The 26610-nt window shown below is 32.5% G+C and carries 26 protein-coding genes; 8 read left to right on the plus strand and 18 right to left on the minus strand.

Annotated features, from left to right (window positions below; translation table 11 throughout):
- Positions 1-9 precede the first annotated feature (9 nt).
- The gene (locus THYS13_RS08625; RefSeq protein WP_042834758.1) at positions 10-1017 is read right to left on the minus strand and encodes a sugar-binding protein; all 1008 of its coding nucleotides are present in this window, start codon (positions 1015-1017) and stop codon (positions 10-12) included.
- A gap of 182 nt (positions 1018-1199) precedes the next feature.
- The gene (gene fbp / locus THYS13_RS08630; protein WP_042834160.1) at positions 1200-2288 is read right to left on the minus strand and encodes a fructose-1,6-bisphosphate aldolase/phosphatase; all 1089 of its coding nucleotides are present in this window, start codon (positions 2286-2288) and stop codon (positions 1200-1202) included.
- 255 nt (positions 2289-2543) lie between these two features.
- On the opposite strand from fbp, the gene THYS13_RS08635 reads away from it, so the two are divergent.
- A complete protein-coding gene (locus tag THYS13_RS08635) occupies positions 2544-4679 on the plus strand; it encodes a sodium-translocating pyrophosphatase (RefSeq protein ID WP_042834161.1) in 2136 nt (711 codons plus the stop codon).
- A gap of 25 nt (positions 4680-4704) precedes the next feature.
- On the opposite strand, the gene THYS13_RS08640 is transcribed toward THYS13_RS08635, so the two are convergent.
- Positions 4705-5100, minus strand: coding sequence for a HEPN domain-containing protein (locus THYS13_RS08640; RefSeq protein WP_042834162.1), 396 nt, complete (start codon positions 5098-5100; stop codon positions 4705-4707).
- A complete protein-coding gene (locus tag THYS13_RS08645) occupies positions 5093-5401 on the minus strand; it encodes a nucleotidyltransferase domain-containing protein (protein ID WP_006569288.1) in 309 nt (102 codons plus the stop codon). Before THYS13_RS08645 ends, THYS13_RS08640 begins: the two co-directional genes overlap by 8 nt.
- A gap of 218 nt (positions 5402-5619) precedes the next feature.
- Between THYS13_RS08645 and THYS13_RS08650 the strand changes: the two genes are divergently transcribed.
- Positions 5620-6048, plus strand: a complete 429-nt coding sequence (locus THYS13_RS08650; RefSeq protein WP_042834163.1) for a PPC domain-containing DNA-binding protein — start codon at positions 5620-5622, stop codon at positions 6046-6048.
- Between the two features lie 12 nt (positions 6049-6060).
- On the opposite strand, the gene THYS13_RS08655 is transcribed toward THYS13_RS08650, so the two are convergent.
- The 4 genes from THYS13_RS08655 to THYS13_RS08670 all read right to left on the minus strand — a co-directional run bounded on the left by THYS13_RS08655 (position 6061) and on the right by THYS13_RS08670 (position 9712).
- Complete coding sequence (locus THYS13_RS08655; RefSeq protein WP_042834164.1) at positions 6061-7128, minus strand: NAD(P)/FAD-dependent oxidoreductase; 1068 nt, start codon at positions 7126-7128, stop codon at positions 6061-6063.
- Positions 7129-7130: 2 nt separating this feature from the next.
- Positions 7131-8231, minus strand: coding sequence for an NAD(P)/FAD-dependent oxidoreductase (locus THYS13_RS08660; protein WP_042834165.1), 1101 nt, complete (start codon positions 8229-8231; stop codon positions 7131-7133).
- Position 8232: 1 nt separating this feature from the next.
- Positions 8233-8691, minus strand: a complete 459-nt coding sequence (locus THYS13_RS08665) for a hypothetical protein (protein ID WP_042834166.1) — start codon at positions 8689-8691, stop codon at positions 8233-8235.
- Positions 8692-8776: 85 nt separating this feature from the next.
- Positions 8777-9712 carry an L-lactate dehydrogenase gene (locus tag THYS13_RS08670; protein WP_042834167.1) on the minus strand — a complete coding sequence of 312 codons (936 nt, stop codon included), beginning with the start codon at positions 9710-9712 and terminating at the stop codon, positions 8777-8779.
- Positions 9713-9863: 151 nt separating this feature from the next.
- On the opposite strand from THYS13_RS08670, the gene THYS13_RS08675 reads away from it, so the two are divergent.
- Together THYS13_RS08675 and THYS13_RS08680 are read left to right on the plus strand one after the other, a co-directional pair.
- A complete protein-coding gene (locus tag THYS13_RS08675) occupies positions 9864-10400 on the plus strand; it encodes a hypothetical protein (protein ID WP_042834168.1) in 537 nt (178 codons plus the stop codon).
- A 173-nt stretch (positions 10401-10573) separates the two neighbouring features.
- Positions 10574-11320, plus strand: coding sequence for a DUF881 domain-containing protein (locus tag THYS13_RS08680; protein ID WP_201035676.1), 747 nt, complete (start codon positions 10574-10576; stop codon positions 11318-11320).
- Between the two features lie 35 nt (positions 11321-11355).
- On the opposite strand, the gene THYS13_RS08685 is transcribed toward THYS13_RS08680, so the two are convergent.
- From THYS13_RS08685 to galT, 5 genes are all read right to left on the minus strand, one after another.
- Entirely contained in the window at positions 11356-12465 is a 1110-nt protein-coding gene (locus THYS13_RS08685; protein WP_042834170.1) for a GNAT family N-acetyltransferase, read from the minus strand.
- Positions 12438-13058 (minus strand): DedA family protein, encoded by a 621-nt coding sequence (locus THYS13_RS08690; RefSeq protein ID WP_042834759.1) that lies wholly within the window; start codon positions 13056-13058, stop codon positions 12438-12440. The genes THYS13_RS08685 and THYS13_RS08690 overlap by 28 nt, the downstream gene beginning before the upstream one ends.
- Before the next feature lie 83 nt (positions 13059-13141).
- Positions 13142-14308, minus strand: coding sequence for a glycogen synthase (glgA, locus tag THYS13_RS08695; RefSeq protein ID WP_042834171.1), 1167 nt, complete (start codon positions 14306-14308; stop codon positions 13142-13144).
- Positions 14301-15878 carry a hypothetical protein gene (locus THYS13_RS08700; protein ID WP_042834172.1) on the minus strand — a complete coding sequence of 526 codons (1578 nt, stop codon included), beginning with the start codon at positions 15876-15878 and terminating at the stop codon, positions 14301-14303. Before THYS13_RS08700 ends, glgA begins: the two co-directional genes overlap by 8 nt.
- 24 nt (positions 15879-15902) lie before the next feature.
- Complete coding sequence (gene galT, locus THYS13_RS08705; RefSeq protein ID WP_042834173.1) at positions 15903-16874, minus strand: galactose-1-phosphate uridylyltransferase; 972 nt, start codon at positions 16872-16874, stop codon at positions 15903-15905.
- A gap of 323 nt (positions 16875-17197) precedes the next feature.
- On the opposite strand from galT, the gene THYS13_RS08710 reads away from it, so the two are divergent.
- The 3 genes from THYS13_RS08710 to THYS13_RS08720 are packed head-to-tail and all read left to right on the plus strand — an operon-like array spanning position 17198 to position 18500.
- Positions 17198-17374 (plus strand): MarR family transcriptional regulator, encoded by a 177-nt coding sequence (locus THYS13_RS08710; RefSeq protein WP_042834174.1) that lies wholly within the window; start codon positions 17198-17200, stop codon positions 17372-17374.
- Positions 17375-17391: 17 nt separating this feature from the next.
- Complete coding sequence (locus tag THYS13_RS08715) at positions 17392-17823, plus strand: Fur family transcriptional regulator (RefSeq protein WP_042834175.1); 432 nt, start codon at positions 17392-17394, stop codon at positions 17821-17823.
- A gap of 14 nt (positions 17824-17837) precedes the next feature.
- On the plus strand, positions 17838-18500 hold the full coding sequence (locus THYS13_RS08720) for a peroxiredoxin (RefSeq protein ID WP_042834176.1): 663 nt from the start codon (positions 17838-17840) through the stop codon (positions 18498-18500).
- 156 nt (positions 18501-18656) lie between these two features.
- Here THYS13_RS08720 and THYS13_RS08725 read toward each other — a convergent pair whose 3' ends face one another.
- Complete coding sequence (locus tag THYS13_RS08725) at positions 18657-19829, minus strand: MalY/PatB family protein (RefSeq protein WP_042834177.1); 1173 nt, start codon at positions 19827-19829, stop codon at positions 18657-18659.
- Between the two features lie 209 nt (positions 19830-20038).
- On the opposite strand from THYS13_RS08725, the gene ltaE reads away from it, so the two are divergent.
- A complete protein-coding gene (gene ltaE / locus THYS13_RS08730; protein WP_042834178.1) occupies positions 20039-21076 on the plus strand; it encodes a low-specificity L-threonine aldolase in 1038 nt (345 codons plus the stop codon).
- A gap of 10 nt (positions 21077-21086) precedes the next feature.
- Here ltaE and THYS13_RS08735 read toward each other — a convergent pair whose 3' ends face one another.
- The 4 genes from THYS13_RS08735 to THYS13_RS08750 form a co-directional block, all read right to left on the minus strand.
- Positions 21087-21518: a type II toxin-antitoxin system VapC family toxin gene (locus THYS13_RS08735; RefSeq protein WP_042834179.1), complete on the minus strand. Its 432-nt coding sequence runs from the start codon at positions 21516-21518 to the stop codon at positions 21087-21089.
- Positions 21518-21766 carry a hypothetical protein gene (locus THYS13_RS08740; RefSeq protein ID WP_042834180.1) on the minus strand — a complete coding sequence of 83 codons (249 nt, stop codon included), beginning with the start codon at positions 21764-21766 and terminating at the stop codon, positions 21518-21520. The genes THYS13_RS08735 and THYS13_RS08740 overlap by 1 nt, the downstream gene beginning before the upstream one ends.
- Before the next feature lie 112 nt (positions 21767-21878).
- On the minus strand, positions 21879-25412 hold the full coding sequence (locus tag THYS13_RS08745) for an AAA family ATPase (protein WP_042834181.1): 3534 nt from the start codon (positions 25410-25412) through the stop codon (positions 21879-21881).
- Positions 25393-26610, minus strand: a complete 1218-nt coding sequence (locus THYS13_RS08750; RefSeq protein WP_042834182.1) for an exonuclease SbcCD subunit D — start codon at positions 26608-26610, stop codon at positions 25393-25395. The genes THYS13_RS08745 and THYS13_RS08750 overlap by 20 nt, the downstream gene beginning before the upstream one ends.

A 26610-nucleotide genomic window follows, 5' to 3' on the forward strand; every position in this document is an offset into this window, starting at 1 on the left:
GCCATCACCTTATTCTATTGATTGTATTCTTTTGAAATATTCTTTGACATTGTCCTTGGTAATAACATTTACTCCTATATCAACAAATGTAGAAACATTATTTTTTTCTTTAATTTCCACCATAGATTTTACACTTTCATATCCTATTCTGTAAGGGTCACTCATAACTGTACCGTATATTATTCCCTTGTCGATATACCTTAAAATATCCGCTGTATCTCCATATCCTACAATCGCTATGTCTCCCACCTTGTTAAAATCAACTATTACTTGTGCAGTACCAATAGTATCCACAGAATCTGTAGTATAAATTGCATCTATGTTTTGCTTACTGCTTATAATTGACTGAGTAATTTCTTCTGCACTTAAAGTACCTAATTTTGAAGTGTAAACTTTTACTACTTTCATTTGAGGATAATCTTTTATGGCATCTAAAAAACCATTGATTTTCAAATTTTGATTTACAGTGTCCAATTGATAATCATTGCTAACAATTATAGCAATGTTGGCTTTTCCCTTGGTGGCTTTAATCATAAGCTTTCCGGCTTCTTCACCTAGCTGAAAACTGTTAGTACCTATAAAAGCCTGTCTTTTGCTATCTTTTGCGTCATTTTCTATAGTAACTACTGGTATCCCTTCTTTATAGGCCTCTTCAATCAAGTCTACAAATTCTTTACTGTTTGAAACATGAGTTATTATGCCATCAACTTTAGAGAGTATAGAAATATCCAAATACTGAAGTTCCTCTTGGATGTTATTAAATTTAGGAGCATTAAATTCAATTGCAACATTGTAACGTTTTGCAGCATCCATGGCACCAATTTTTACTTCTTTCCAAAAAGGATCTACAGAATTTTGAGCTACCATATAAAAGTGATATTGAGGCGTTTTTGCAAAAATGGGCTCTTCTACCTTTTGAAGCTTATATAAAAAAATGCTTAATGCTGCTATCAAAATGACCAAAATTAAAATGACCTTGTCCATTAACTTAAAAAACTTCTCATTTAACGTTTTCATAAAAATCACTACTACCTCCCTCCATATCCCTTACAATAATAATAAAACATTAACAAGTATATATCAATTCAAAATTATTAAATAGTTGTCACATAAAAATTGTCCAATCTTTTATATTTATTCGATAAACTTTTCAAAAATCTTTTCTTGAAAAAATGGAAGAATGAGGCGCAATTTGCACCTCATTCTTCCTCCCATCTCCCTTGAAGTTTTTCAACAACATGAGGGAGGGTAGTGTATTCCAACTCCTCTAAAGGCAACCTGTGAGGCTCAAAGGGTCCCATCTTTCTTATATAATCGGCCATTTCTAACGCTTTTTCCCTTGCATTGTCAAAAGCAACATCTTTAAAGAAGTCCTGTGGGCCAATAAGCTTACCCTCTGCTAATTGAAAGCCAAGTGCGCATACTCTTGGAGGCCCATCAAATCTGGTAGGCACAGCATCTTCCAATGAAACAGGTATCATAGGGCCATTATGAGACCCCCTCATCCAACCAGCAACAAGATAGGAATTAGCAAAAGGTTCCAACGCTTCACCTACTGCTGGAAGACCATTCTGGCATCTCACAATAAGTACAGGGTCATCCTTTCCTATATACTTTCCCGCCATAAAATTCATTCTTTGAGTAGAAGACACTGCTGCAATTTCATTGTTTTTTGTATACACTTTTCGTATGCAATATCGTCCTGTCGCTCCAATAAAGACCAGCATATCATAAATTTCATGAGGAGTTTCAAATATTATTTTTTTGTGCCCAATCATATCATAAACCTCAAATTTAAATCCTTGATGCATATTAGGGTCAATCACAAGTCCTACTGTATTAAAAGGATCTGCAAACATCTTGTAAAGGGGTAAATTCCATGCTCCTGGCTCTGTTTTATCAGCCATAAAAATTATGACAGGCTCACTTTTTCTTTCTTCAAATTCCATTTCTGCAATTCCCGGTCCTAACCCCTTTATATTACCTGAAAATGAATCTTTCAACAAATCTTGTCCTGCACCGTACAATTTAAGTTCTTTAGCTTTCTCACTGCATCTCCAAAGTGCATCCCATGCAAGTTTATGAACTTCCTCGTTATCTACTCCTTCTCTATGGGTCATTATAAGTTCAATGTCATCTCCTACTCTAGTCACATGAAAGTCAATGAGCATTTTTCCTTTTTCTTTTAAATGTTTCTTAGCAATCTCAAGAAGCTCGGGATGTACATCTGTATGCCCTACAAAACCACCAACATCTGCTTTAATCACAGTTAAAGTTATTTTTGACAAATTAATTCCTCCTTTTTTTGGATTAGTATAATATATTTTATTAATAATGTTATACTAATTATGCTTATATTTTAAATTATTATATATATTTTTTCAATAACATGTTTTATTTATTTGCGATTTTTGTACTTTCAATTAATTTCAGTTATATCGTTCAATTTAGAAACATTTCAAAAATAATTGAAGGAATTTTTAAAAGTTTGTCGAAATAGTTAATGAATAGTAGTAAAAATACAAAGAAAGGGATGATACAAATTGGGTTCCTATCTTGTTTTAATTTACGGGGTTATAATTATTGCAGCCCTCGTTATAATTGGTTTAGTTAAATTTATATTTGCACAAAATAAAGGCAATGAAAAAATGCAACAAATTTCAGACGCTATAAAAGAAGGAGCTATGGCTTTTTTAAACAGACAATATAAAACAATTGCATTTTTAGCATTAATTGTAGCTGTAATAATTATTGTAGCTAATTATTATGGACATTTATCTGAAGGAACAAGTACTGCGTTAAGTTTTGCATGGCATGTAGGACTCGCCTTTATTACAGGTGCCTTTTGTTCAGCACTGTCGGGTTACATTGGAATGTATATGGCAGTAAATTCGAACGTAAGAGCCGCGGCTGGTGCAAAATCTGGCCTTAACAGGGCTCTGCAAATTGCTTTAAAAGGAGGAGCTGTGACAGGTTTGGCTGTAACCGCCTTGTCCCTCTTTGGGGTTGCTACCTTGTTTTTGGCATATGGTGGTTTGTCAGGTCAAGAAGACTTGATAAAAGAAGCTCCCTCTCTAATCGTCGGTTTTGGTTTTGGTGCTTCTTTCGTAGCATTGTTTGCCCAGCTAGGCGGTGGTATATATACCAAAGCTGCTGATGTAGGGGCCGACCTTGTGGGTAAAGTAGAAGCGGGAATTCCAGAAGATGACCCAAGAAATCCCGCAGTTATAGCTGACCTTGTGGGAGATAATGTAGGAGACTGTGCAGGAAGAGGAGCTGACCTCTTCGAATCAACTGCTGCTGAAAATATTGGCGCTATGATATTAGGAGTAGGCCTTTATCCCGTTTTTGGTTGGAAAGGAATACTATTCCCATTAGTAGCCCGTGCAATAGGTATAATTGCCTCTATCATAGGTATTTTTTTCGTCAATACAAAAGATGAATCAAAAGACCCAATGATAGCTTTAAATAAAGGTTACTTTGTCACTACCGTTGTAAATTTAATCGCTCTTTTCTTTGCAGTAAAAATAATGCTTTCTGGACATTTGCCTAATGGCAGTGAAGTTAATTATTGGTTACTGTATGGTGCAGTAGTAACAGGTGTTGTACTAAGTTACATCTTTGTATTCTTGACAGACTATTATACTTCTGTAAATAAACGTCCTGTACAGGAAATTGCTAAAGCTTCAACAACGGGAGCTGCTACAAACATAATTACAGGTATTTCTGTCGGTATGGAATCTACTGCCCTTCCAGTTATATTTATATCTGCAGCAATATTTATAGCTTATAAACTTGGTGAATTAGCACTTCCTCATATAGGGACTTCTGGACTTTACGGCACAGCTATTGCAACAATGGGCATGCTGTCTACAACCGCCTATATACTTGCAATGGATACATTTGGACCTATTACTGATAATGCTGGTGGAATTACTGAAATGTCAGGAGCACCAGAGTCAGTAAGACATGTGACAGACAGGTTAGACGCTTGTGGGAACACTACAAAAGCTTTAACAAAAGGATACGCAGTAGGTTCAGCCGCTCTTGCAACTTTCTTGCTTTTCTCTGCATATTTGGACGAAGTCAAAAAGATACTGGGTAAACCTATTGATTCTTGGTTTGCTGTAGATATAGGAAAACCCGAAGTTTTCATAGGAGCATTTATAGGAGCAATGATTGTATATCTCTTTAGTTCAACTGCAATAAGAGCTGTTGGTAGAGCTGCACAATATGTTATTCTGGAAGTTAGGAGACAGTTTAGGGAAATTCCCGGCATCATGGAAGGTACAACAAAGCCAGACTATGCTAAAACAGTAGATATTGTAACTAAAGGTGCTTTAAAAGAAATGGTAATTCCAGGACTTATCGTAGTAGTAACACCGATATTAGTAGGTGTAATCCTTGGTAAGGAAGCTGCAGCAGCTTTCTTAATGATAGGTACTATTTCTGGTGTAATACTGGCTTTATTCTTAAACAACGGCGGCGGTGCTTGGGATAATGCAAAGAAATTTATAGAACTTGGCAATTACGGTGGTAAAAAGTCTGAAGCTCATAAAGCTGGAGTGGTAGGAGACACTGTAGGTGATCCATTTAAAGATACAGCTGGTCCTTCACTGCACGTTCTCATAAAGCTCATAAGCACAATAACCCTTGTCTTTGTGGCTCTATTTAGATGATAAAAAAGGCGGGAAAACCGCCTTTTTAGTTCTTTTCTTGTACTAATTTATCTATAAAATTCATAATTTCTTCTGTTATTCTCATGCATTCCAAAACCTCTTCTTCCTCCACATAAAGAGGTTCTTCAGCAGGATATCTTGTTTCAATGTAATATGAGTTTACTAATGCACAATCCTTAAGAAAATTTTTGAAATTCTCATTATATTTTTGTGCTTCTTTACAAAGTTTTACCAAACTATGTCCTTCATTAATTACACCCGTTTTTGATATTAAATAACCCTTTAAATATTTTTCTATAGTTTGTTGACAGTGAAAGCATATAAGATAATAATCGCCACCATGTTCATACAAAATTTTTGCACCATTAAAATCTTTCTTAGCCATATTAAACCAGTCTTCAATTTTTTTAGAATCAACCAAGCAAACTCACTCCTTTTGATTTAATCAAATAAGCAAAAGTTGAAGGGTCATTTTTGTACTTTTTCCATTCTTCCGGAGTATAAACTATTATATCTATGTCAACGGTGTAATCAAGTTCTATGAGCATTTGCTGAATGAGTTTTCTTTTATTATCCGTAGCAATAATCACACATATATCTATGTCACTTCTTTTAGTTATTATACCTCTCGCACATGAACCAAAAAGGTATATATCCTCTGGCTTATATTTTTGAATTATCTGATTTTTTATGCTTTGTATTTCTTTTTCATAAGGTCTCATACATCTTTCTCCTTACAAGTTTTAATTTCTATGCCTTAACTTACCTTACCAATCTTTCCTTCTTAATAATTAATTATACTATTCTTAAGTTCATATTACAACTTTTTGTAACAACCAGTCATGGGTCAAAATTTTGTACTATGCAAATGCCATGTTGAAACAAGTTTTTTGTGATATAATTATAGTGTAAAAAATGAAAATTAAAAGGATGTGGTTTTATGGGATATAAAAGTGTATTAATTGAAAGAAGGTTCATGGGAAGATTTCCATATGGTAAAGACCTTTTAGAAGAAATTAATAAAGTCATCGCCAGTGAAAATATACGTTCTGGTGAAATACGCATAATAGGTGCTGTATCAAAAGCAGTATTTGGCTACTATGATGTACAAAGCAAAAACTACATATACATATCAAAAGACGAGCACATGGAAATACTAAATGCCACAGGAAATATTTCAGTAAAAGATGGCAAACCCTTTGCTCATGTCCACATAACATTAGCAGATAAAAACGGAAACGCTTTTGGCGGTCATTTAATGGAAGGGACAATAATATTTGCTGCAGAATTCGTAATAACAGATTACGGTGACAATAATTTGGAAAGATTTTATGATGAAACAACAGGACTTCAATTGTGGAATATTTAAGGCCCAGTTTAATCACTGGGTCCTGTTTGTTATTTTCATAAGAAAATATAAATATTTTATGACATCTAAATTAGTTTTGTACATCACTCTTTTAACTATAGGATTCCCAATCACTTTTACTACCCTATCATAGTCTTCATTTTTTATCCTATCCATCATCTTCCTAAAATCTACAAGTTTATCAACTCTATCTGTTATTTTTTTTACTTTTTTCTCATAATCTTCACCATGTTTTATTGATTCTCCCGCATAGACTGCACTCTCCACTGCGTTTAAAAGTCCAAATCCTAAAAAAGGGTCTAAAAATCCCCCTGCATTTCCTATTAGATACATATTGTCTATTTGATGTTTATCTGTTATACTGATGTCCAATTGCGTTTCAAAAGTTTCTATCATCTCATAATTTAATTTTTCTTGATACAAAAATGTATGCCACATATTTTCAATCTCTTCTTTTTGTGTATAAGTAGCCACAAGAATTATTGAGGCTTTATTTTTACTAAGAGGTACAAGATAGCCAAAACCTGACCTTGCATATAGAGTGTTAAGCCATAAGTACACAGTATGAGGCTCAAAATCTCCTAAAGCAATTCCTCCTTTAATCCTTGAAGAAACTACATTTTTAACTTTTGTAAGTTGTTTTGCTATCATACTATTTCCTGTAGCAACTACCACATAATTATAAGATTTGGCTAATTCCCTATAATCCGCATTAACATTAAAATTTATCTTTGCATTTATTCTTTTTGCTAATTGGTTTTCTATGCTCTCCTGTTCTTGCCCTTTTTTTACAATATATCCAAGTTTTTTACCTTCAATGAAAGCTTCCCTCTTTGGAGATTTGATAACTATCTTTTTTACTTCAGTCAAAGGCTCAACTAAAATTCCAAACTCTTTAGCTATAAACTTAAGAGGATCCTTATAAGGTCTATGTACAATCTGCAATAACAATTCTCCGTAAGAATACAGGCTTCCAATTGTATGTTTTCTTTCGTAAATATCACAAGGTATACCTAATTTCTCAAGAGTATATGCACAACATAGACCTGCCACTCCTGCTCCAATTATTGCCACTTTCATTTTTATACCTTCTTTCTATGTTCATAAGGTTTATTGTTCATTTTATTTATTGTATATTTCATAAAAATAGAGCCATATTTTATAGCATTGAAATTAGTATTGTAAATAAGTTTTTTCACAGGAGGAAAAGTAAGAATTTTTATAAACTTATCCAACTTATCATTGTCCATAAGGTCTAAAGCTTTTCTAAATTCTAACATCTTTATATTTGCCTCAGACAAAAAGCTTATTTCTTTTTTAAAATCGACTCCTTCAGCTATACTTTTTGCTGCTATAGCTCCACTTACAATAGAGTTAAAAGTCCCAAAACCTAAAAAAGGCTCTATAGCTCCTCCTGCATTCCCAACAAAAAACAGATTTTCATATTGATGTGGAAAACAATTACCCGAAGTTTTCTCTAAATCCACCATATTTACAATATCCACATTCATCTTTTCTACTTTTAGAAATGTATCCCAATAATACTGCAACTCTTCTTTTGAAATATAAGGCAATACCATAGCTAAGACAGCTCTTTTTTCATTATAAGGCATGAGATATACATAACCACTTTTAGTATAAAGAGTATTTATCCACATTATAAGAGTTTTCGGGTCAAAATTCCCTAAAACATTTGCTACCCTCACCCAAGCTGTCACCAACTCTTGACAGCAACCCAATTCTTTTGGAATTTGCGAATTTCCCGTAGCAATAATAATGTAATCGTAATCATTTTTTAACTTTTTGTAATCAGCTTCTATATTGAAATTAACTGGTATTTCTAATTTATTATACAATTGATTTTCAAGAGAGTCTGCATCCTGCCCTCTTAAAATCATGTACCCAAGATTACTTCCTGTAACAGAAGCTGTTACAGTTGGCCCATTCATAACTATTTTGTCAATTATGTTAATTGGTTTAACCTCTATTCCATAAACATTTTTAAGATGATGAAGTGGATCCTTTATAGGCCTATTTATTACTTTCAACAATCCGGCAACATGGTTAAATAATTCGCCTATTTTGCACTTTTTTTCAAAAATATCCGGTGTGATGCCATACCTTTGAAAAGTAATTGCCGCAGTCAGCCCTGAAACTCCAGCCCCGATAATGGCCACTTTCATGTTAACTCATCTCCGGTGTATTTAAAACTGTGTTATTTGGAATAGAAGGTTTCGACTCCAGACTTTCAATTTCCATTTGAAGAATAGAAATAAATCTCATAACATCATCCCTCATTTGAGTAAACAACTGCCTAACGTAAGGATTAGTAATATTCACAACAGTTTCATTATAGAAGGCCTGAATATTAACTAAATTTTTTAATAAATCTTGAAGCATGTCTAAAGGTTCTTGAGAAATATTTTTTTTGACAAGAGAACTAATATGCATAGCCTTTTGTGCCTTTTGTATGTCTTCTTTATGATTTTTTATCATTATTTCAATTTGCTTTAGCAATGCTTTTTTTTGATTGTCCACTGATTGTTTCCCATATTCTCTTACTTTATCCAACAGTATCTTTTCTAAATTTTGTGCTTCAACAAAGGAACTTAAAATGATTTCCTGCTGAGTTATTTTCTGCACAACTATCACACCCTAAAAAATTATTATTTAATTATATATTTTCACGCTGTAACTTTTTATATACAAAAAAAGAGGGTTTCCCCTCTTATATATCAAGCTCTTGTATTACACTTTTGATAATTTCGGCTGATCGTCTAAAAGCAGTAATTTCTTCCTGTGAAAGTGGTAATTCAAGTATATTAACAATTCCATTTCGTCCAACAACGGTGGGAAGGCTCAAAGCCACATTTGTAACACCATATTGGCCGGTTAGCGGAGATGACACAGTTAAAATGGAATTTTCATCTCTGAAAATAGCTTCTACGATTCTTCTTACTGCGAGAGCAACCGCATAATATGTCGCACCCTTTTTTTCTATTATCGTATAGGCAGCTCTTACAACATTATTAAAAATCTCCTCTCTAAAATTTTTTTCACATGCTTTTCCACATAAATTGCAATAATTATCAATTGGTATACCTGCTATGTTCGTAATGCTCCAAGCTGCAAGCTCAGAATCACCATGTTCCCCAATTATATATCCGTGTATATTTCTCGGATCTATGTTACAATGTTTGCTTAAAAGATATCTAAATCTCGCACTGTCGAGAACTGTGCCAGACCCCAATACTCTTCCGTATGGCAATCCAGATATTTTATAGGTAACGTATGTAAGAATATCTACAGGATTTGTAACTATAAGATATATTGCTGTGTCATTTACTTTAATAAGTTTTGCCACTATATCTTTAAAAATCATCGTATTTCTCTTCACTAAGTCAAGTCTGGTTTCTCCAGGCTTTTGTGCTGCTCCCGCTGTAATAATTATTATGTCAGAACCTGCAGCATCACCATAATCACCCGCATACACTTCAACTGGACTAATAAATGGTACCCCGTGGCTTATATCAAGAGCATCACCTTCCGCTTTGTCTTTATTAATATCTATTAATACAATAGTTTTGGCAATCCCACTCAAAGCCAGTGTGTACGCAGTAGTAGCACCGACAAATCCAGAGCCTATTACAGATATTTTGCTCATAATATCTTCTCCTTTTCAATATTAATTATCTGTTAATAAAAGTTTATCAAATTTCAAAAAATAGTCAAGTCTATTTTTCCCTCTAATAATTTAATGTATTCAACGTTTAAAATAAGTTCTCTGTGGAATATTAAGAAAGAGGTGATATTCTATGGGAGATATACAAGAAATAAAATCTTTGATGGAAGAACTCATAAAAAGCGAAAAAGATAAAGAAATAGCAAGCAAAAAAATGCAAGAAGTGCTTGAAAAGTCTATATCAGAAATAAAGAGTATACTTTTGGCAATAAAAAAATACATAGGAGTCGAAAATATAAAATTTAGAAGTTATAGCGGAAAAACCTTTGAAATAGGAGAAGGTATAATAATCTACGATAAAAGCATAGATGAAAAAATAGTTTTAAAGCCCGACAACATTTTTTATCACTATAAAATAGAAAGTGAAGAATTAATCGCAGTTCCAATCTCCGACCTTGAAATACATAATTACATCACTTATGATGCGCTTTTTGAAACCGTAAAAAGCTCTCTTAAAAAATGTATACAAAAAAACGAAGAAGATATACGCATATACAAAAGCACCATGTTTAAAATAGATAAATACAATAAAGAATTAGAGGAAATATTATTTCTTAAAAACTCCATAGAAAACGCAATAAAAGAAGACTCCCCTGAAACTCTGATATAAAAAAGTATCAGAGTTTTTTGTAACCTTTTTGTAATAAAAACTTAATAATTTCTTAATAAATTTTAATATTTTCCGTGTTATAGTATTTATAGAGTGTTACAGTTATTTATAGAAATGTATATAAGGTGAAACCAAAAGAAAGATGAATGCGTCTTTTTATATAGAGAAAGGATGTGGAGAAATTGAAAGGAAAAACATTGCAAACTTTATCTTTGATGCTTGTATTTATTGCAATGGGGCTCATGATTTCTATGCAATTTAAAACTGTACAAGGCGGTAATAGACCTCTTACCTCTATTTCAGCTACAAATTATGCAAGATCAGAAGAACTTACTCAGCAGCTCAAAAAAGCTCAAGAAGAAAAGGATAATCTAGAACAGCAATTAGAAGAGCTCACTAAAAGATTTAAAGAGTACGAAGATGCTGCATCAAAAAATGATGCTGCTTTAAAAAATCTACAGCAGGATGTTGAAAAATATAAAATTTTAGCAGGCCTTACAGATATGATAGGCCCTGGAGTTATAGTAACGGTAAATGATAGCGACTTACAGCCTCGAAACGGTGAAGACCCTAATTTGTACTTAGTCCATGATGAAGATTTATTAAGTATTGTAAATGAATTGAAAGCGGGTGGAGCTGAAGCAATAGCTATAAATGACCAAAGAATAATTGCAACATCTGAAATACGATGTGTAGGTCCCACAATAAACATAAACTCTACGAGGTACGCTCCTCCTTACGTAATAAAAGCAATAGGAGACCCTGACACATTACAAGCAGCCCTTAATCTAAAAGGCGGAATAGTAGATACTTTAAGATTTTATGGTATCAAAGTAGATATACAAACTTCTGATAAAATAGTAGTGCCTAAATACAGTGACCCTATTAAATTCTTTTACGCTAAACCTGTGACTCCTTAAACCCTCTTACCTACTTAATATATTAAAGACAGGTTTTATTCACTAAACCTGTCTTTAATTTTTTTCATAATTTTGTTTTCCGCAATTATGTAGTAGCAAAAAAATTTACCTGCCATTGTAGGCCTTGCCGCCACAAATCGTATATTTCGCTTTTTTAAAGAAGTCCAGTTTTTTTTGTACTTTTCATCTCCTCTTAAAAAATCAAATATTCTATCTCCTTCTTCAATGGATTGCTTTATAGCAAGACCTAAAATTATAGTACCAACACTTCTTTTGCTATAATCCAAATCATAACCGCTTATATAATAATACCTTTTATCCCCTACATGATAACTTAAAAGACTAGCAACGGTTTTTCCTCCGTCTTTTAATTCAAAAAGACTCAATTCTCCTTTTAATAGCATGTCTTTTGCCATATCTTTGTGGAACTCCCTTATCCTCTTAGAATAAAAAACACCAGGCATGTGCTTTTGCCTCCATTGCCTTTGATGAAGAATTATTAAATTATCCATTGCTCTATCTATTGATTCTATATTCTTCACAATTGAAAAACTTCCATCGTATTCCTTAAAAAATCTTCTCGTTTCATAATTGAGATTTCGTCTAAATTTTCCATCTAAATTATTTAAATATTCTTCCCAACTTTGAGGTAACTCCACATAGGGACATACATCTTGCACATCATAATCATAATAAAGGTCACTTCCCATTAGATAGGGAAAAAACTCACTCTTTTCAGGAATATGTTCCAAATCCAAAACTGTAAAAGCATCTATATATCTTTCTAAAAAATTCACTAAACTCATATAAAATTGATTTTCATAACCTTTTCTCACAATAAAATCAAGATAATCGCTGTTATTAGAACCTATAAACTTTATCCTTCTTGCCAAAAGCCCATTTTCAAAATATGTCATCATAAAAGGTGCAATACCAATAGGTGTATTTCCTTCATAAAAGAGCAATATCCACAGTCTTTTACCATAGCCAAAATATTTCCACCAGTTTAATACCCATTCAAAAGTATTGAAAGGATAAATTTCCGCCACATCCTCTAATTCATGCCATATATCCTCTATATCTAAAAGGTCAGAAACACTTGTTATCTTTTCAATAGTTACGTTAAATACTTTTCTTTCATCCAAAGCACTACCCTCCAAACTACATATAAAAATATCATGAAACCTACTGTAGAAGCAAAATATACCCAAGGTGGTTGACTTTTCGTAAAAAAGTCTATTCTAATCAATTGCATAGCAGCAAGATAAGACACTCCTGCCCAGAAAGTAGACCATATAAAATCAGCAACAGCAGAAAATACCACATACACAGTAAAATTCATACGGGTTATTCCTGAAGCCCAAATAGCCGGGGTCCGCGGAAGTCCTATTAACCTACCTAATAAAACCGTAAATCCTCCATATTTAGCAAACCATTTATCCATAGCTTCAAGGTCCTTTACTGTTATTTTTAAATATTTGCCATATTTTTCAACAACAGGCCTACCTTTATAATAGCCTACCAAATAAGCTATTACATTTCCTGTTACGTTACCTAATGCAGCGATGACTATAACATAAAAAAGATTCATATCCCCTTTTGTAACTAAATACGCAGCAGCAAAAAATAATATTTCCACTGGTCCCGGCATTCCAGTTCCTTCAATCATAAGCCCTATAAAAAGCGCTATATATCCATAATTTATTATCGCATTATAAAGAAAAGATTGTCCTTCCATCGTCACACCATCCATTATTTTTTTAAGTTTATTATAACACAAAAAAACAAAGCAGGGCAATTGTCACCCCTGCCTTAGTGCATTTATTTTTTATATTTCTCTATTGCATCCTTGTACATCTCATAAGTCTTTTTAGCAATGCTTTCCCAACTAAACATCTCTTCAACACGTTTTCTCCCATTTTCTCCAAATTTTATAGCTAAATCTTTGTTATTTAAAAGTATGTTTATATATTTTGCTAATTCTTCAGGATTTCCTGGTTCTACAAGGAATCCTGTCTCTTCATGAACTACAACCTCTTTAATTCCTCCTGTAGCACTTGCCACAACAGGAGTTTTACAAGCCATTGCTTCTAAGTTTATTATGCCAAAAGGCTCATAAATAGAAGGACATGCAAAAACTTCCGCATTGCTGTATAACTCTATAATTTCTTCTTTTCCCACCATTCTATTTATCCAAATAATATTGTCGTAAAGTTTAACTTTTTGCTCTACTTCTTCTAAAACCTCTTGTGTATCTGGAGAACTAGCACATAGTACAACCTTTATATCCTTAGGTAGATACTTTACTGCATCTATTAAATGAGTAATGCCCTTTTGCCTTGATATTCTTCCTACAAAGAGAATGTATTTACCCTCAATTCCATATTTTTTGCGAGCAATATTTCTATCTGTTTTCTGGTATTGGTTTAAATCTATGCCGTTATATATAACTTCAACTTTTTCCTCTGAAATATTGTAATACTTCAATATATCTTCTTTCGAACCTTGTGATACTGCTATAACCCTATCGGCGGCTTCAATCCCTGTTCTTTCCATCCAAGAACTTAATTTATATCCATTACCTAACTGTTCCTCTTTCCATGGCCTTAAAGGCTCAAGGCTGTGAACTGTAACTACAAGGGGTTTATCATACAATTTTTTAGCTAAAAAACCCGCCATGAAAGTATACCAGGTATGGCAGTGCAAAATATCTGAGTTTATATCATCCTTCACCATTGCCAAATCAATGGAAAAAGGCCCTAAAATTTTATGATATCTTGGATCTGAATTTTCCTTTAACTTATCCCACTCTTTATATCCACGGACTTTTAGATTATCAGCCGTATAATTTTGCTCACCAAAGCATCTCACGTCTACTTCCATCAGTTTAGACAATTCCTTGACAAGATAATCTACATGAACGCCAGCTCCACCGTAAATATTAGGAGGGTATTCATTTGTAAACATCGTAACTTTTAACTTATCCATAATTTACCTCCGATCCGTATTTTTCTAATTTTAAATCCTCAATACATCCTAAAATGCCTTTTAAAGGTATTCTAAACCAAGAAGGTCTATTATTTACCTCATAAATTCCCTCAAAAAGAGCTTTGTCTAATTTAAAAATAGCTAAAGCCTTATCGAAATTTTCACCCTCTGGTATAATGTCTGGTGCTTCCCTTACCACCAATTCCAAATAGTTCTCTATAAAAGTCTCCGTGACAGCTTTTTCCCACACTGACAGCACTTTTTCTATTTTTTCATCCTGCAACTTACCTTTTGCATTAAGATAATTAAAATAAGCAGCATAAGCAGCATAACTAAAAGAACGTACCATGCCTGCCACATCTTTTAAGGGAGATATTTTTTTTCTTCTCATCTCAATAGGTTTTGTCGGTTCTCCTTCAAAATCTATTATCACATAGCCCTCTTCGGTCTTTAAAATTTGCTCTAAGTGTAGGTCTCCATGGCATCTTATATATTTGCCAAAAACAGCAGTATCTTTAAATTCTTCTAATTTGCTCATTAAAAACTCTTGTTGCTTTATAATCTCTTCTATCATTGAAGTTATTTGTTCATCAAAAGTAGACAATTTTACAAAATTTAAAAGTTTAGCGAAATTATTTTTTATGCTTTTCAACACTTCTTCAACATCTGATATTTCCACATTCCTTTTAGCAAAATCTTCTTTATCAATATAAGACAATTTAATATGCATATCGGCAATTATCCTTGCTATCTCTCTTACCTCTTCAATGTAATTGCTTAAGTATTCTTCTACGTAACTTTCTTCAATTTCATCATAATCTGATAAAGTAGAAATTACAGAAGACAAATACTCTTGCGTATATTGCCACATGTCTCCCATATTTTTAATGTGTTCCACTATTATAGCAACAGTATACCTTTCTTTGTTCCTATCTTCATATAAAAAATAACCTCTTATATCTTGAACATTTCCAAAACCTGCATTTTTAAGTTCAAAAGTCATTTCAAGGTCAGGATTAATTCCTTTTACAAATTTTCTATAAGTCTTTATTATTTCATCTTTTTGTAAAAATGTTAAACTATTACTTGACTTATTGCTCAGCCTTCTTGAACTGTATATATCGTCTTTTTTAAGATTATAAGGAATTAATTGGGCACCAGACTCAAATTTTATAACTGTTTCTTCACTTAACACTTTATTTAAAAACTTAACATAATTTATATCGTCAATTCCATCATATATAAAAACTTTTAAATTTGGACTCTCGATAATATCTATTAAATCATTATTCCTAAAATAAGGAGTTATAATTAAAGGCACATAATAAAGCAAAGTAATCTCCTTATTACTCGTTGGAGCTTTCACCACAAAAGCTATAATAGCTGCAATTATAATCTCCGCTTCCTTTTTAGACAACATTGCATAATCAAATAAAAATATATCTAAAATATTATAAGCCTTCTCCTGAAACCATCTAAACTTTTTAAAATTATCTTTATCTATATTTTTAATTATATCTTTCATTTTTGTAGGTATATTTTCAAAGTTGAAGGTCTCACCAATATACATTTGACCACTTCTTTCAATAGAATCTCAATCTATTTTTAAAACTGATGCCGTCAATTCTGGTGGCACAGGATTTATATAAACTCCCGTCCCTAACTCGAAACCCGCTGCCACAGTAAGCCTTGGAGCAATTTCAATATGCCAATGGTAATTTCTTATATCAGAAATTGGTAATGTGTGAATTACAATATTATATGGCGGAAAGTTAAATTCTCTCTCGTACTTTTCTATAAGATGCTTTAAAATTTCGGTTAAATTTTCAATATTTTCTTCTTTTAACTCTTCAAATCGCTCCTGATGCTCTTTTGGTATTATCCATGACTCATAAGGATATTGAGATGCATAAGGAGCAATAACAATGAAATTCTCATTTTCACCTATTATCCTTTTACCTTCTTCTTTTTCATATTTGATAATTTCACAATAAGGACATTTGCCTTGCTTCTTAATATATTCTTGTGTACCTGTTACCTCTTTCTCTACTACATCTGGAACAAAAGAAACAGCTATAATCTGCCAGTGCCCGTGTTCTAAGGAAGCTCCTCCTCTTGCTCCAAAATTTTTGAACACCTGAATGTATTTTATTTTATCGTCTTGAGCAATTTTTTTATAACGCTCAATTATTGCCATAAAAACTTTTTGCATTTGCCCTAAAGATAAACTTCCAAAAGTTACATCGTGTTCTGGTGACTCTACTATCACTTCTGCTACACCATAGCCATATTCCGCTTTATAAAGGGATGGCACCTCAAAACTTTTTAAATCTCTATTCACAGCTGCAAATTTATTTTCAAAACCTCTCACTAACCAATTCCCTTTTTCATCTTTAATTTCAACTAAAGTAGGAGGAGTCATCTCTTCATTTCCGGGGCAAAAAGGACAATTATTATTATTTTTCTTTTCCCCATGAGTTATGTTAAAATCATGAGGTCTTTTACTTCGCTCTGTAGCTATAACTACCATTTTACCACTTATAAGGTCATATCTTATTTCGGACATTTTATAAGACCTCTCCTATTCTTTTTAGTAAATGCAATCGGATGCATCATACATTAAAAAAAGAATTTGATTAATTTTGAAAATTAATCAAATCGGGGAGAAATGTCAAGAACTTTTATGCAACCGAATGCATTCTATTATTATAATATACTTTTCCTTTAAAATTGTCAATGTTTTTTTGAAGATTACTGCTTCATTTTTTAATAATTTCTCCTCATGAAGGAAAAAATAAAACAAAAAATTGTTGACAAAAATAAAAATTGATATTATAATAAAATTGTACTTAATACAAAATTAAATTTGATACAAATGAGGTGGGATAAATGGAAGTAAAAGAATTAGTACTAAAAACTTTAAAAGAATCCTCTGATCCTCTAAGACCAGGAGATATTGCACAAAAAGCTAATTTAGACAAAAAAGAAGTAGATAAAATCATAAAAGAGCTAAAAAAAGAGGATTTAATAATATCTCCTAAAAGATGCTATTATACAGCAAAATAATTGTGAGAAAGAAGTAAATGAAAATGACTTATACAATTGTGGAGTTAAGAGATTATTTAAAACGACATGACATAAAGCCCTCTACTATAAGGATAAAGGTATTAGAGTATTTATTGAACAATAGAATACATCCCACAGCTGATGACATCTATCAATCTCTAATAAACGATATCCCTACCCTTTCAAAGACAAGTGTTTACAACACACTAGAATTGTTTATGAAAAAAGGTGTTGTAAATGCCTTGTCCTTGAAGGAAAAAGAACTGCGATATGATATAAACACTTACTTTCACGGGCATTTTAGGTGTGAGATATGTGGAAATGTTTATGATTTTCCAGTATCGGAAAAAATTATAGCTGTAGAAGAATTAAAAGGCTTTGTAATTAGAAATGTTGACATAAATGTCTACGGCATATGTAAAAAATGCAATGAAAAAAATAAAAAATAAGGAGGAAAAGTAAAATGGAGGAAATTAGAATGAAATTATTAGGAGAAAAATTTCCATCAATGGAGGTAATGACAACTCACGGAGTGAAGAGACTCCCTGAAGACTATGCAGGAAAATGGTTTGTGCTTTTTAGCCATCCAGCAGATTTTACGCCAGTTTGCACAACAGAATTTGTAGAATTCGCAAGGAAAGCCAATGACTTTAAAGAATTAAACACTGAATTAATAGGTCTATCAGTTGACCAAGTTTTCTCCCACATAAAATGGGTAGAGTGGATAAAGGACAACACAAACATAGCTATTCCTTTCCCAGTTATAGCTGATGACTTAGGAAAAGTCTCTAATCAATTAGGAATGATTCATCCAGGCAAAGGTACCAATACTGTAAGAGCAGTATTTATAGTAGACGACAAAGGAACAATAAGACTTATAATGTATTATCCACAAGAAGTTGGAAGAAATGTAGATGAAATATTAAGAGCATTAAAAGCATTGCAAACAGCAGACCAATACGGCGTGGCACTCCCTGAAAAATGGCCAAATAACTACTTAATTAAAGACCATGTAATAGTCCCACCATCCACTGATGAAGCTTCTGCAAATGAAAGAAAAGAAAAGATTAAATCAAAAGAAATTGATGCTTTTGACTGGTGGTTTGTATACAAGCCTTTGAAATAAAGTCACTCATAAAATATCCCTTCTTTTCGACAAAGCGGGTCTTTTAATAGGCCCGCTTTAGTTTGTTGACAAAGTCAAAAAAATTTTTAAAATAGGATATTTTGCAAAGTTTGTCTACAGTCTAAAAGCAGGGTTTTTTAATAAACCCGCTTAAATTTATAAGCTTTTTACTGCTTTTTCTATTCTTTTTAAACCTTCTTCTAACGTAGCCTTTGGACAACCTACATTAAGCCTAAAAAATCCATCTCCTTCTTCTCCGTATTGCCTTCCATCATTTAATGCTACTTTACCTACTTCTATTAAAGCTTTGTATATCTCATCAGAAGTTTTATTTAATTTTTTAAAATTAAGCCAAAGTAAGTACGTGCCTTCTGGTCTATCTACTTCCACCTCAGGTATATTCTTATGGATATAATCTATAGCAAAATCTACATTATATTCAATATATTTTAGTAACTCTTCCAACCATTCTTCCCCTTTATTATATGCCGTCTCTAATCCCAAAGCTCCAAAAATAGTTATATTATCTATTCTTAAGGCCTTAATAGCCTTTTGATATTTATTTCTTAAGTCTGGATTTGGAATGATGGCAAATGCTGTAGCAAGTCCCGGAATATTAAAAGTTTTGCTGGGAGCCATAAGAGTTATAGTCCTTTGTTCTAATTCTTTGGAAATTGTCGCAAGAGGTGTATGTTTATAACCTTTTAGAATAAAATCACTGTGTATCTCATCGCATACAATTGTTAAATCATTTTTGACACATATATGTCCTAATATTTCAAGTTCTTCTTTTGTCCACGCCCTTCCGACAGGATTATGAGGATTGCAAAGTATCATTAATTTTGTTTCTTCATCTATTTCCTTTTCCAAATCTTCATAATCCATAACAAACTTTTTCCCATTATGTTTTAAAGGATTTTTATTTATAACTCTGTTATTATTGTTGATAACTTCATAAAATGGTGGATATACTGGCGGCTGTATTAAAACTTTTTCTCCTGCATTTGTCAATTCTCTAACTCCAATACTAAGCCCTGGAATCACTCCAGGAATAAATAAAATCCATTCTTTTTTTATATCCCAATTAAACCTTCTTTTGACCCAATTTATAATCGCATCGTAAAAAGAATCTTGTATCCATGTATATCCAAATACTCCATGTTGGACTCTTTCCTTAAATGCTTCTATAACTTCAATAGGGGCTTTAAAATCCATATCCGCAACCCACATTGGCAAAAGGTCTTCCTCACCAAAAGTCTGTTTTAAATTCCCCCATTTAATTGAATCTGTATTTCTCCTATCTACTATTTCATCAAAATTGTATTTCATATCAACTCTCCCACCTTTTAATTTAATGTCTACCATACATATATATTTTATCATGTTAAACGTTTTATTCCTATACTAAATTTCTTTGTTTAAAATATTTTGATACCATACTATAAATAAGAGTAAATTATTAAAAATTTCAGGTATTATATGGTATAATAAGAACAAAAGAAGTTTTTATGAATCATATTGGCGAGAGGGGATTACAAATGCAATATATTGATTTAAGAAGTGACACTGTAACAGTACCCACTGAAGAAATGAGGGAAGCCATGTACAAGGCTGAAGTAGGTGATGACGTCTACGGCGAAGACCCTACTGTAAGAAAACTTGAAGAAATGGCAGCAGAGATGCTGGGAAAAGAAGCAGCATTACTTGTAACAAGCGGAACTCAAGGTAATCAAGTATCAGTAATGACACATACTCATCCCGGAGAAGAAATCATTGTTGAAGAAAACTGTCATATAATAACCTATGAAGTTGGAGGAATAGGTTATCTCTCAGGTGTTCAAACAAAAGCCCTTAAAAGTAATAAAGGTGTATTAAATCCTGAAGATGTTGAAAAGGCCATAAGGCCAAAGGACATACATTACCCCGTCACAAGTCTTATCTGCCTTGAAAATACTCACAATAGAGCTGGAGGCACTGTAACCCCAATTGAAATCATGAAGGAAATTTACGAAATAGCTAAAAATCACAATATACCCGTTCATTTAGATGGAGCAAGAATATTCAATGCTGCTACTTATCTTAAAGTAGATGTAAGAGAAATAGCCAAATACGCCGATAGTGTAATGTTTTGTCTCTCCAAAGGCTTATGCGCCCCTATTGGGTCGGTAGTCGTCGGCACAAAAGATTTCATTGAAAAAGCAAGAAAATACCGCAAAATGTTAGGTGGTGGAATGAGACAAGCTGGCTTTATCGCTGCTGCTGGCATTGTAGCCCTTGAAAAAATGACAAAAAGGCTACAGGAAGACCATGATAATGCAAGATTTTTAGCAGAAGGACTAAAAGATATACCGGGAATAAATCTCGACCTAGAAACAGTGCAGACTAATATTGTAATGACAGACATTTCAGGCACAGGAATGACAGGTAAGGAACTATCTTTAAAACTAAAAGAGTACGGAATTTTAATAAACGGCGGAAATGATTTTGCAGTAAGATTTGTAACTCATTATTACATAAGTAAAAAAGATATTGAAAAAACTCTTGATGCAATTGAGAAAATTGTAAGACAGTTATAAAAAAGCATAATTATAATAATTCATCCAAAGTTATTACTTCTATTTCATTAACTACCTTTAATCTTAAGTCATTAGTTACAAAAAAATCAGCTTTTTCTATAATACCTGATGCTATATATATGGCATCGGGTGTTTTTAATTTATGTTTAGCCCTTAATTCGGCTGCTATTATTGCAACATTTTTATCAACATCCTTTATTTTTAAATTAGGAAAAGTAGCAAGAAAAACACGGTACATATCTGCTAATAATTGATTTTTTTCTTGTAATGGTTTAGATAATATTTCCGTATAAATTAATGACGAAGTAACTCCAAATGATTGACCCTTCTGAATTTTTTCAAAAATTATTTTTGCAGGAGGAAAATATATCTGACTTTTTTCCATTAAATAAATAAAAAGATTAACATCTAAAGCTAGATATTTGTTATTTAACCTCTCCATTATCTATCCCATTCATCTCTGATTTTTTTAATATATTCTGTTCCCCCTGCTTCTTTCCACATATCTGCACCCAAGCCAGCTAATGCGTCAACATAAGAAGTTGGACGTTTCATAATTATCAATTCACCTTTTATTTCATCATAATCCCAAATTAAATCATCACCTAATCTTTCAATTATTAATTTTATAGTATCAAGAGGAATTATAATTTTATTAATTTTTTGTATATCTGAAATTGATTTAGCCATACAATTACACCACCATTTAATTAGTTTTCTACTTTATATTTTATCATATAATTTACATTAATAACATGAAAACATAATAAAAATACAAATTAGAGAAGGTTGCCCCTTCTCTCTATGTATATTCTATCCTCACCTTACTCCCTTCTCCAGAAGCGGCAGGCGGTGTAACAATCAGTTTTACAGGTACCCTGTCTTTTAATTCTTCTACATGGCTTATTATGCCCACTACCATTTTGTCTTTTTTAAGCCTTTCTAAAGAGGTCATCACTATATCCAAAAGTTCCGCGTCAAGACTTCCAAAACCTTCATCTAAGAAAAAAAATTCTAAAGGGGCTCTTCCCTTTAATTGTATATGAGAAGAAAGAGCCAAAGCCAAAGAAAGGGATGTCAAAAAAGTTTCACCGCCAGATAAAGTGTCTACAGACCTCCTTACTCCGCCATTGAAGTCATCTCTCATTACAAAATTATTTTCTGAATCAATCTCTAATGCATACCTACCTCTACTTATTTCTTTAAGTCTTTTTGAAGCAGTAAAAGTTATATATTTTAGCTGTTTTGAGGCGATGAAATCTACAAATTTATTTCCCTGAAAAAGATTGTCCAATTCACTTAATATATCCACTACACGCTCTAATTTCTTTTTCTGTTTTGTAAATTCTTCTACTTTTTGCAAATTTTCTTGCATATCTGAAATAGCCTTTTCTGTAGCACCTATTTGCTTCCTTTTTTCGTTTAAGACCTGTTCCAAACCTTTAATGCTTTCTTCTAATTGATTCCATTCTTCTTCATTAATTTTCTGCCCTTTTAAAACTTCCTTCAGCCTGTCTATACTTTTGTTTACAGATACATATTCATTTTCAAAATTCTTAATTTCTTCCTCAATTTTTTTAATATTTTCACTGTCTAATAAATACTCCAAAGCCTCTTTTTTATCCTTAAATCCCTTTTCTAATAGAGCATTTTCTAATTTTTCACTTTGTTCCCTAAACATATTATTTAAAAGGTCCCGACTCTCAAGGGCAGATATCTTTTTACTCTCTATATTTTGTTTATCCTTTCTTGCCTTTTCTAAAGTTTCTTTTAAAACGCTCTCCATTTTTATAATTTTTTCTTTATTATACTGAATTTCTTTTAAATATTCTTCTATGTCTCTACCTTCTGATAAAGAATCAAACTCCTGCTGCATCTCCCGAAGGTTTTTACTTTTTTCCTTACCTATTTCCTCTATCTGGCCTTTCCTTATTGAAAGAGTATTGAGATTGTTTGCAAGGATTTCCTTTTTATTTGTCAATTCTTCAATCGTATTTTTAAAATTCTCTATTTCATTCCTCAGCCCTTCTATTTCCCTCTCTTTTTGATTTATTTCCTCCACTTTTTCTTTAAAATCTGAAACCCCCAATTCTTCCCTTGATATTCTTAACTGACCTTCTAATTCACTGTAAGTTATACTAATAGCCTCAAGAGAAGACTCAAACTCTTTCAAAAGGCTAATATCTTTATTTATACTTTCTTTTAATCTTGTATGTTCTACATCTAAACTTGCTTTTTCCTCCTTTAATTTTTTAATTAAAGTCTCTAATCCTTCCTTACTCTTATTCCATTTTTCTAATTTTTCTTTCCCCTGTATAAATAAAGACTCCATCTTACTTAATTCTTCTTCTAATTTTAAAAGATTAATGTCCTTTAATATATCCCACAGTTTATCATATTCTTTTTTATACATCTCTTCTTTGACTTCTATTCCTGATAATTCACCTTTTAACTTAAAAAGCTTACTTTGATAGTCCATTATATCCTTTTCTAAGTTTGCCTTTATTTCCTGCTTCTCTTTTATTAAGTCTTCCTCTACCTTTTGTGCCAATCTTACATGATGAATCGAACCACAGACAGGACAGGGAACACCTTCTTTTAATCCCTCTGCCAGTTCACCTGCCATGTTGTTTTTTACAAGTTCCTCTATATCTTTTTTTACTTCTTCCAAACTATTATTTTTATTTTTTAATTTCTCTTCAATCTCTTTTATCTCATCATTTATTTCTTCTTTTATTTTTAAAATTTCTTTTAAATTATTTTCCGCCTCATTTTTTAACTTTTCTTTTTCTTTCAATTCTAAAATTTCTACTCTTTTTCTTTCTAAACTTTTTTGCAGGTTAAGAAGGTCTTCATTTGTGGGAGGCTTTTGCATTTCAAGGTTTTTTATATTATTGTCAACCTCTTGTATTTCTTTTTCTTTTCGTTTCAATAAATTATCTATTTTTTCAATATCTTTCTGTTGCTTACCTATTAGCTCTTTTAATTCTAAAATTCTTTTCTCCTTTTCTTTTTTCTCTTTATCTTTTCTTTCAAACTCTTTCTGAATCTCAAAAGCAGCAAAAATTTTTTCCCTTTTATTCGAATCAACTTTAATTTCATTAATTCTTTTTTCCTTCTCACTTAAGCTTTTTTTTGCTATATCTATAGAATCGGACAGGGCTTTTATTTCTCTTTCTATCCCATCTATCTGTTTTTTTAAATCTTTATACTCCTTTACAAGTTTCTCCCTTTCACTATTAATCTTTTTTATCTCATCTCTCAGTTTAAAAGCCCTTTTAAGCCTTTCTTCCTTTTCAATTATGAGAGGAATTTTTTCTTCCTTTTCTTTTAATGAAGCCTCATATTCTTTTTCTACCTTCTCAAGTAATTGTAAAGCCTCCTCCAACTCTTTAGAATACTTTTCCACATCCTTTTGATTTAAAATGAGTTTTTTCTCTGTCTCCACTAAAGAGTCTATATACGGTTTTACTGATAATGCCTTTTCCGCTTTTTTTAACTTTTCCTTTTTATCTTCTATTTCTTTTAACTTACGGTCTAAGAGTTCCTTCTTCTGCAAAAATTCATTTAACTCCTGCTGTTTTTCCCATACCCCTTTAAGTTTTTCCCTTTCTTTATCTAATTTATCCTTTTGTTCTTTTAAAGTTTTCTCTTCTTCTTTTAAAATCTCAAACTTTTTCTTTAAATCTTCCAATGCTTCTTTAGTAACACCTTCGTGCTGACTCAACTTCGCAATTACCTCATTCAAGGAATTATTTTTTTCTCTCTTTACATCTCTTATTTTAATAAGCAATCTGCTTCCATACTTTTCTAAGCCAAAAATCCTCTCTAACATGTCCCTTCTTTCTTTGCCTGTTAGCTTTAAAAATTCACTAAATTTCCCTTGTGGCAGCACTACAGAACGAGTAAAATCCTCCGCTGTAAGTCCAATTAAATCCACTATTTTTTGCTGAACTTCCCTATCTTTTTCTGCCAAAACTCTTTCTCCACTTTCCCCTATCTCCCGCAGTCTTGCTAATGTAGTTTTATAACCACCGCTTTTTTCGTCCCTTTTTACATTTCTCTCAACTATATACCTTTTTCTTGCCCCATCAACACCTATTTCAAACTGGTATGTCAAAGACATAGATGTAGATTGAGTATTTATAAAATCCCTGCTATTTCTGGGAATTTTCCCGTACATTGAAAGAGTAATTGCATCTATAATAGTGGATTTTCCACTTCCTGTGGGACCAAATATGCCAAAAAGTCCTTTTTCTGTTAGGACTTCAAAATCAATAATTTGTTCTTCTACAAAACTATTAAGCCCAGCAATTTTAAGCTTCAGAGGTCTCATCTTCCTCATCCTCTTCCTTTACTATACTCATAAAAAGTTCTAAAACCTCCTCTGTTGGAGGAACTTTGTTTTCCTTTAAATAAAATTCTTCAAAAAGTTCCTTTACACTTTTATCATCTATCTCATAGTCTTCAATTTCCATCTCATCCTCTGGCAAAATTGGCTTTATTTCAACTATATCCGGTAATATGCTCTTCATTTCTTTTATCTTTGAAGAAGGCAGGAAAGACTCAGTTTTAATCTCGAAATATGCCCATATATCTTTATCCCTATATTCATTGCAAATCTCTAAAGCTTCCTCTATACCATTACACCTAAACACTTCAATAGGCTTGTAATTTTTAAAATATATTTCCTTCACAGTCACAGGTTCTCCTACCTTTAAATCTACTAAATAAGCACATTTAGAATGGTTCATCTCACTTTTGCTATACTGAAGTGGGGAACCAGAATAATAAGCAGGAAGAGTAGAAGAAATTCTCTGGGGTTTGTGAAGGTGTCCGAGAGCTATGTATTGCGCCTTTTGTGGTAGGTGAGAAATTTCTACTGTAAAACTTCCTCCTAACTGAATAGGCCTTTCTGAACCTGACTCCTCTCCTCCTGCAACAAAAATATGAGATACCGCAATGTTTATAGTGTCTTCTCTGTATTTTTTCGAAAGGTCATTAAAAATTTCACCAACTCTTTCAGAGTAACTTTTCTGCCTTTTCTCTTCCTCCAATTCTTGAGTAAAAATTTCATTTAGCCTTTTTTCACTGGGATAAGGAAGAGCTATAATTACAGCTTTTTGACCTTTTATCTCAATTTCTAAAAAACCTTCTCCCGAATCTAAAATTTTAAACTTTCCAAAATCTCCTTTAGGAGCAATACTTTTAGGAGTACCTAAAAGTATCACTCCGTGCTCATAAGCAAGAGGGCTTGCAGCAGAAAGCCTTTCAGGATTGTCATGATTCCCTGCTATAACCAAAATCACTCTTTCCCCGTTGGAAAGTTTTTTTAAAGTTGTGTAAAAAAGCATTTCCGCCCTTGCAGGAGGGTTTGAAGAATCGTATATATCCCCGGCAATTATGACCAGGTCTACATTATTTTCCTCCACCATCTGCACAAAATCCTCTAAAAATTTCTCCTGTTCAGCAAGCCTCGAAAAATTTTCAAGATTTTTCCCCAAATGCCAGTCTGAAGTATGTAAAATCCTCAT

Source organism: Thermoanaerobacter sp. YS13, assembly GCF_000806225.2.
Lineage (GTDB): Bacteria > Bacillota > Thermoanaerobacteria > Thermoanaerobacterales > Thermoanaerobacteraceae > Thermoanaerobacter > Thermoanaerobacter uzonensis.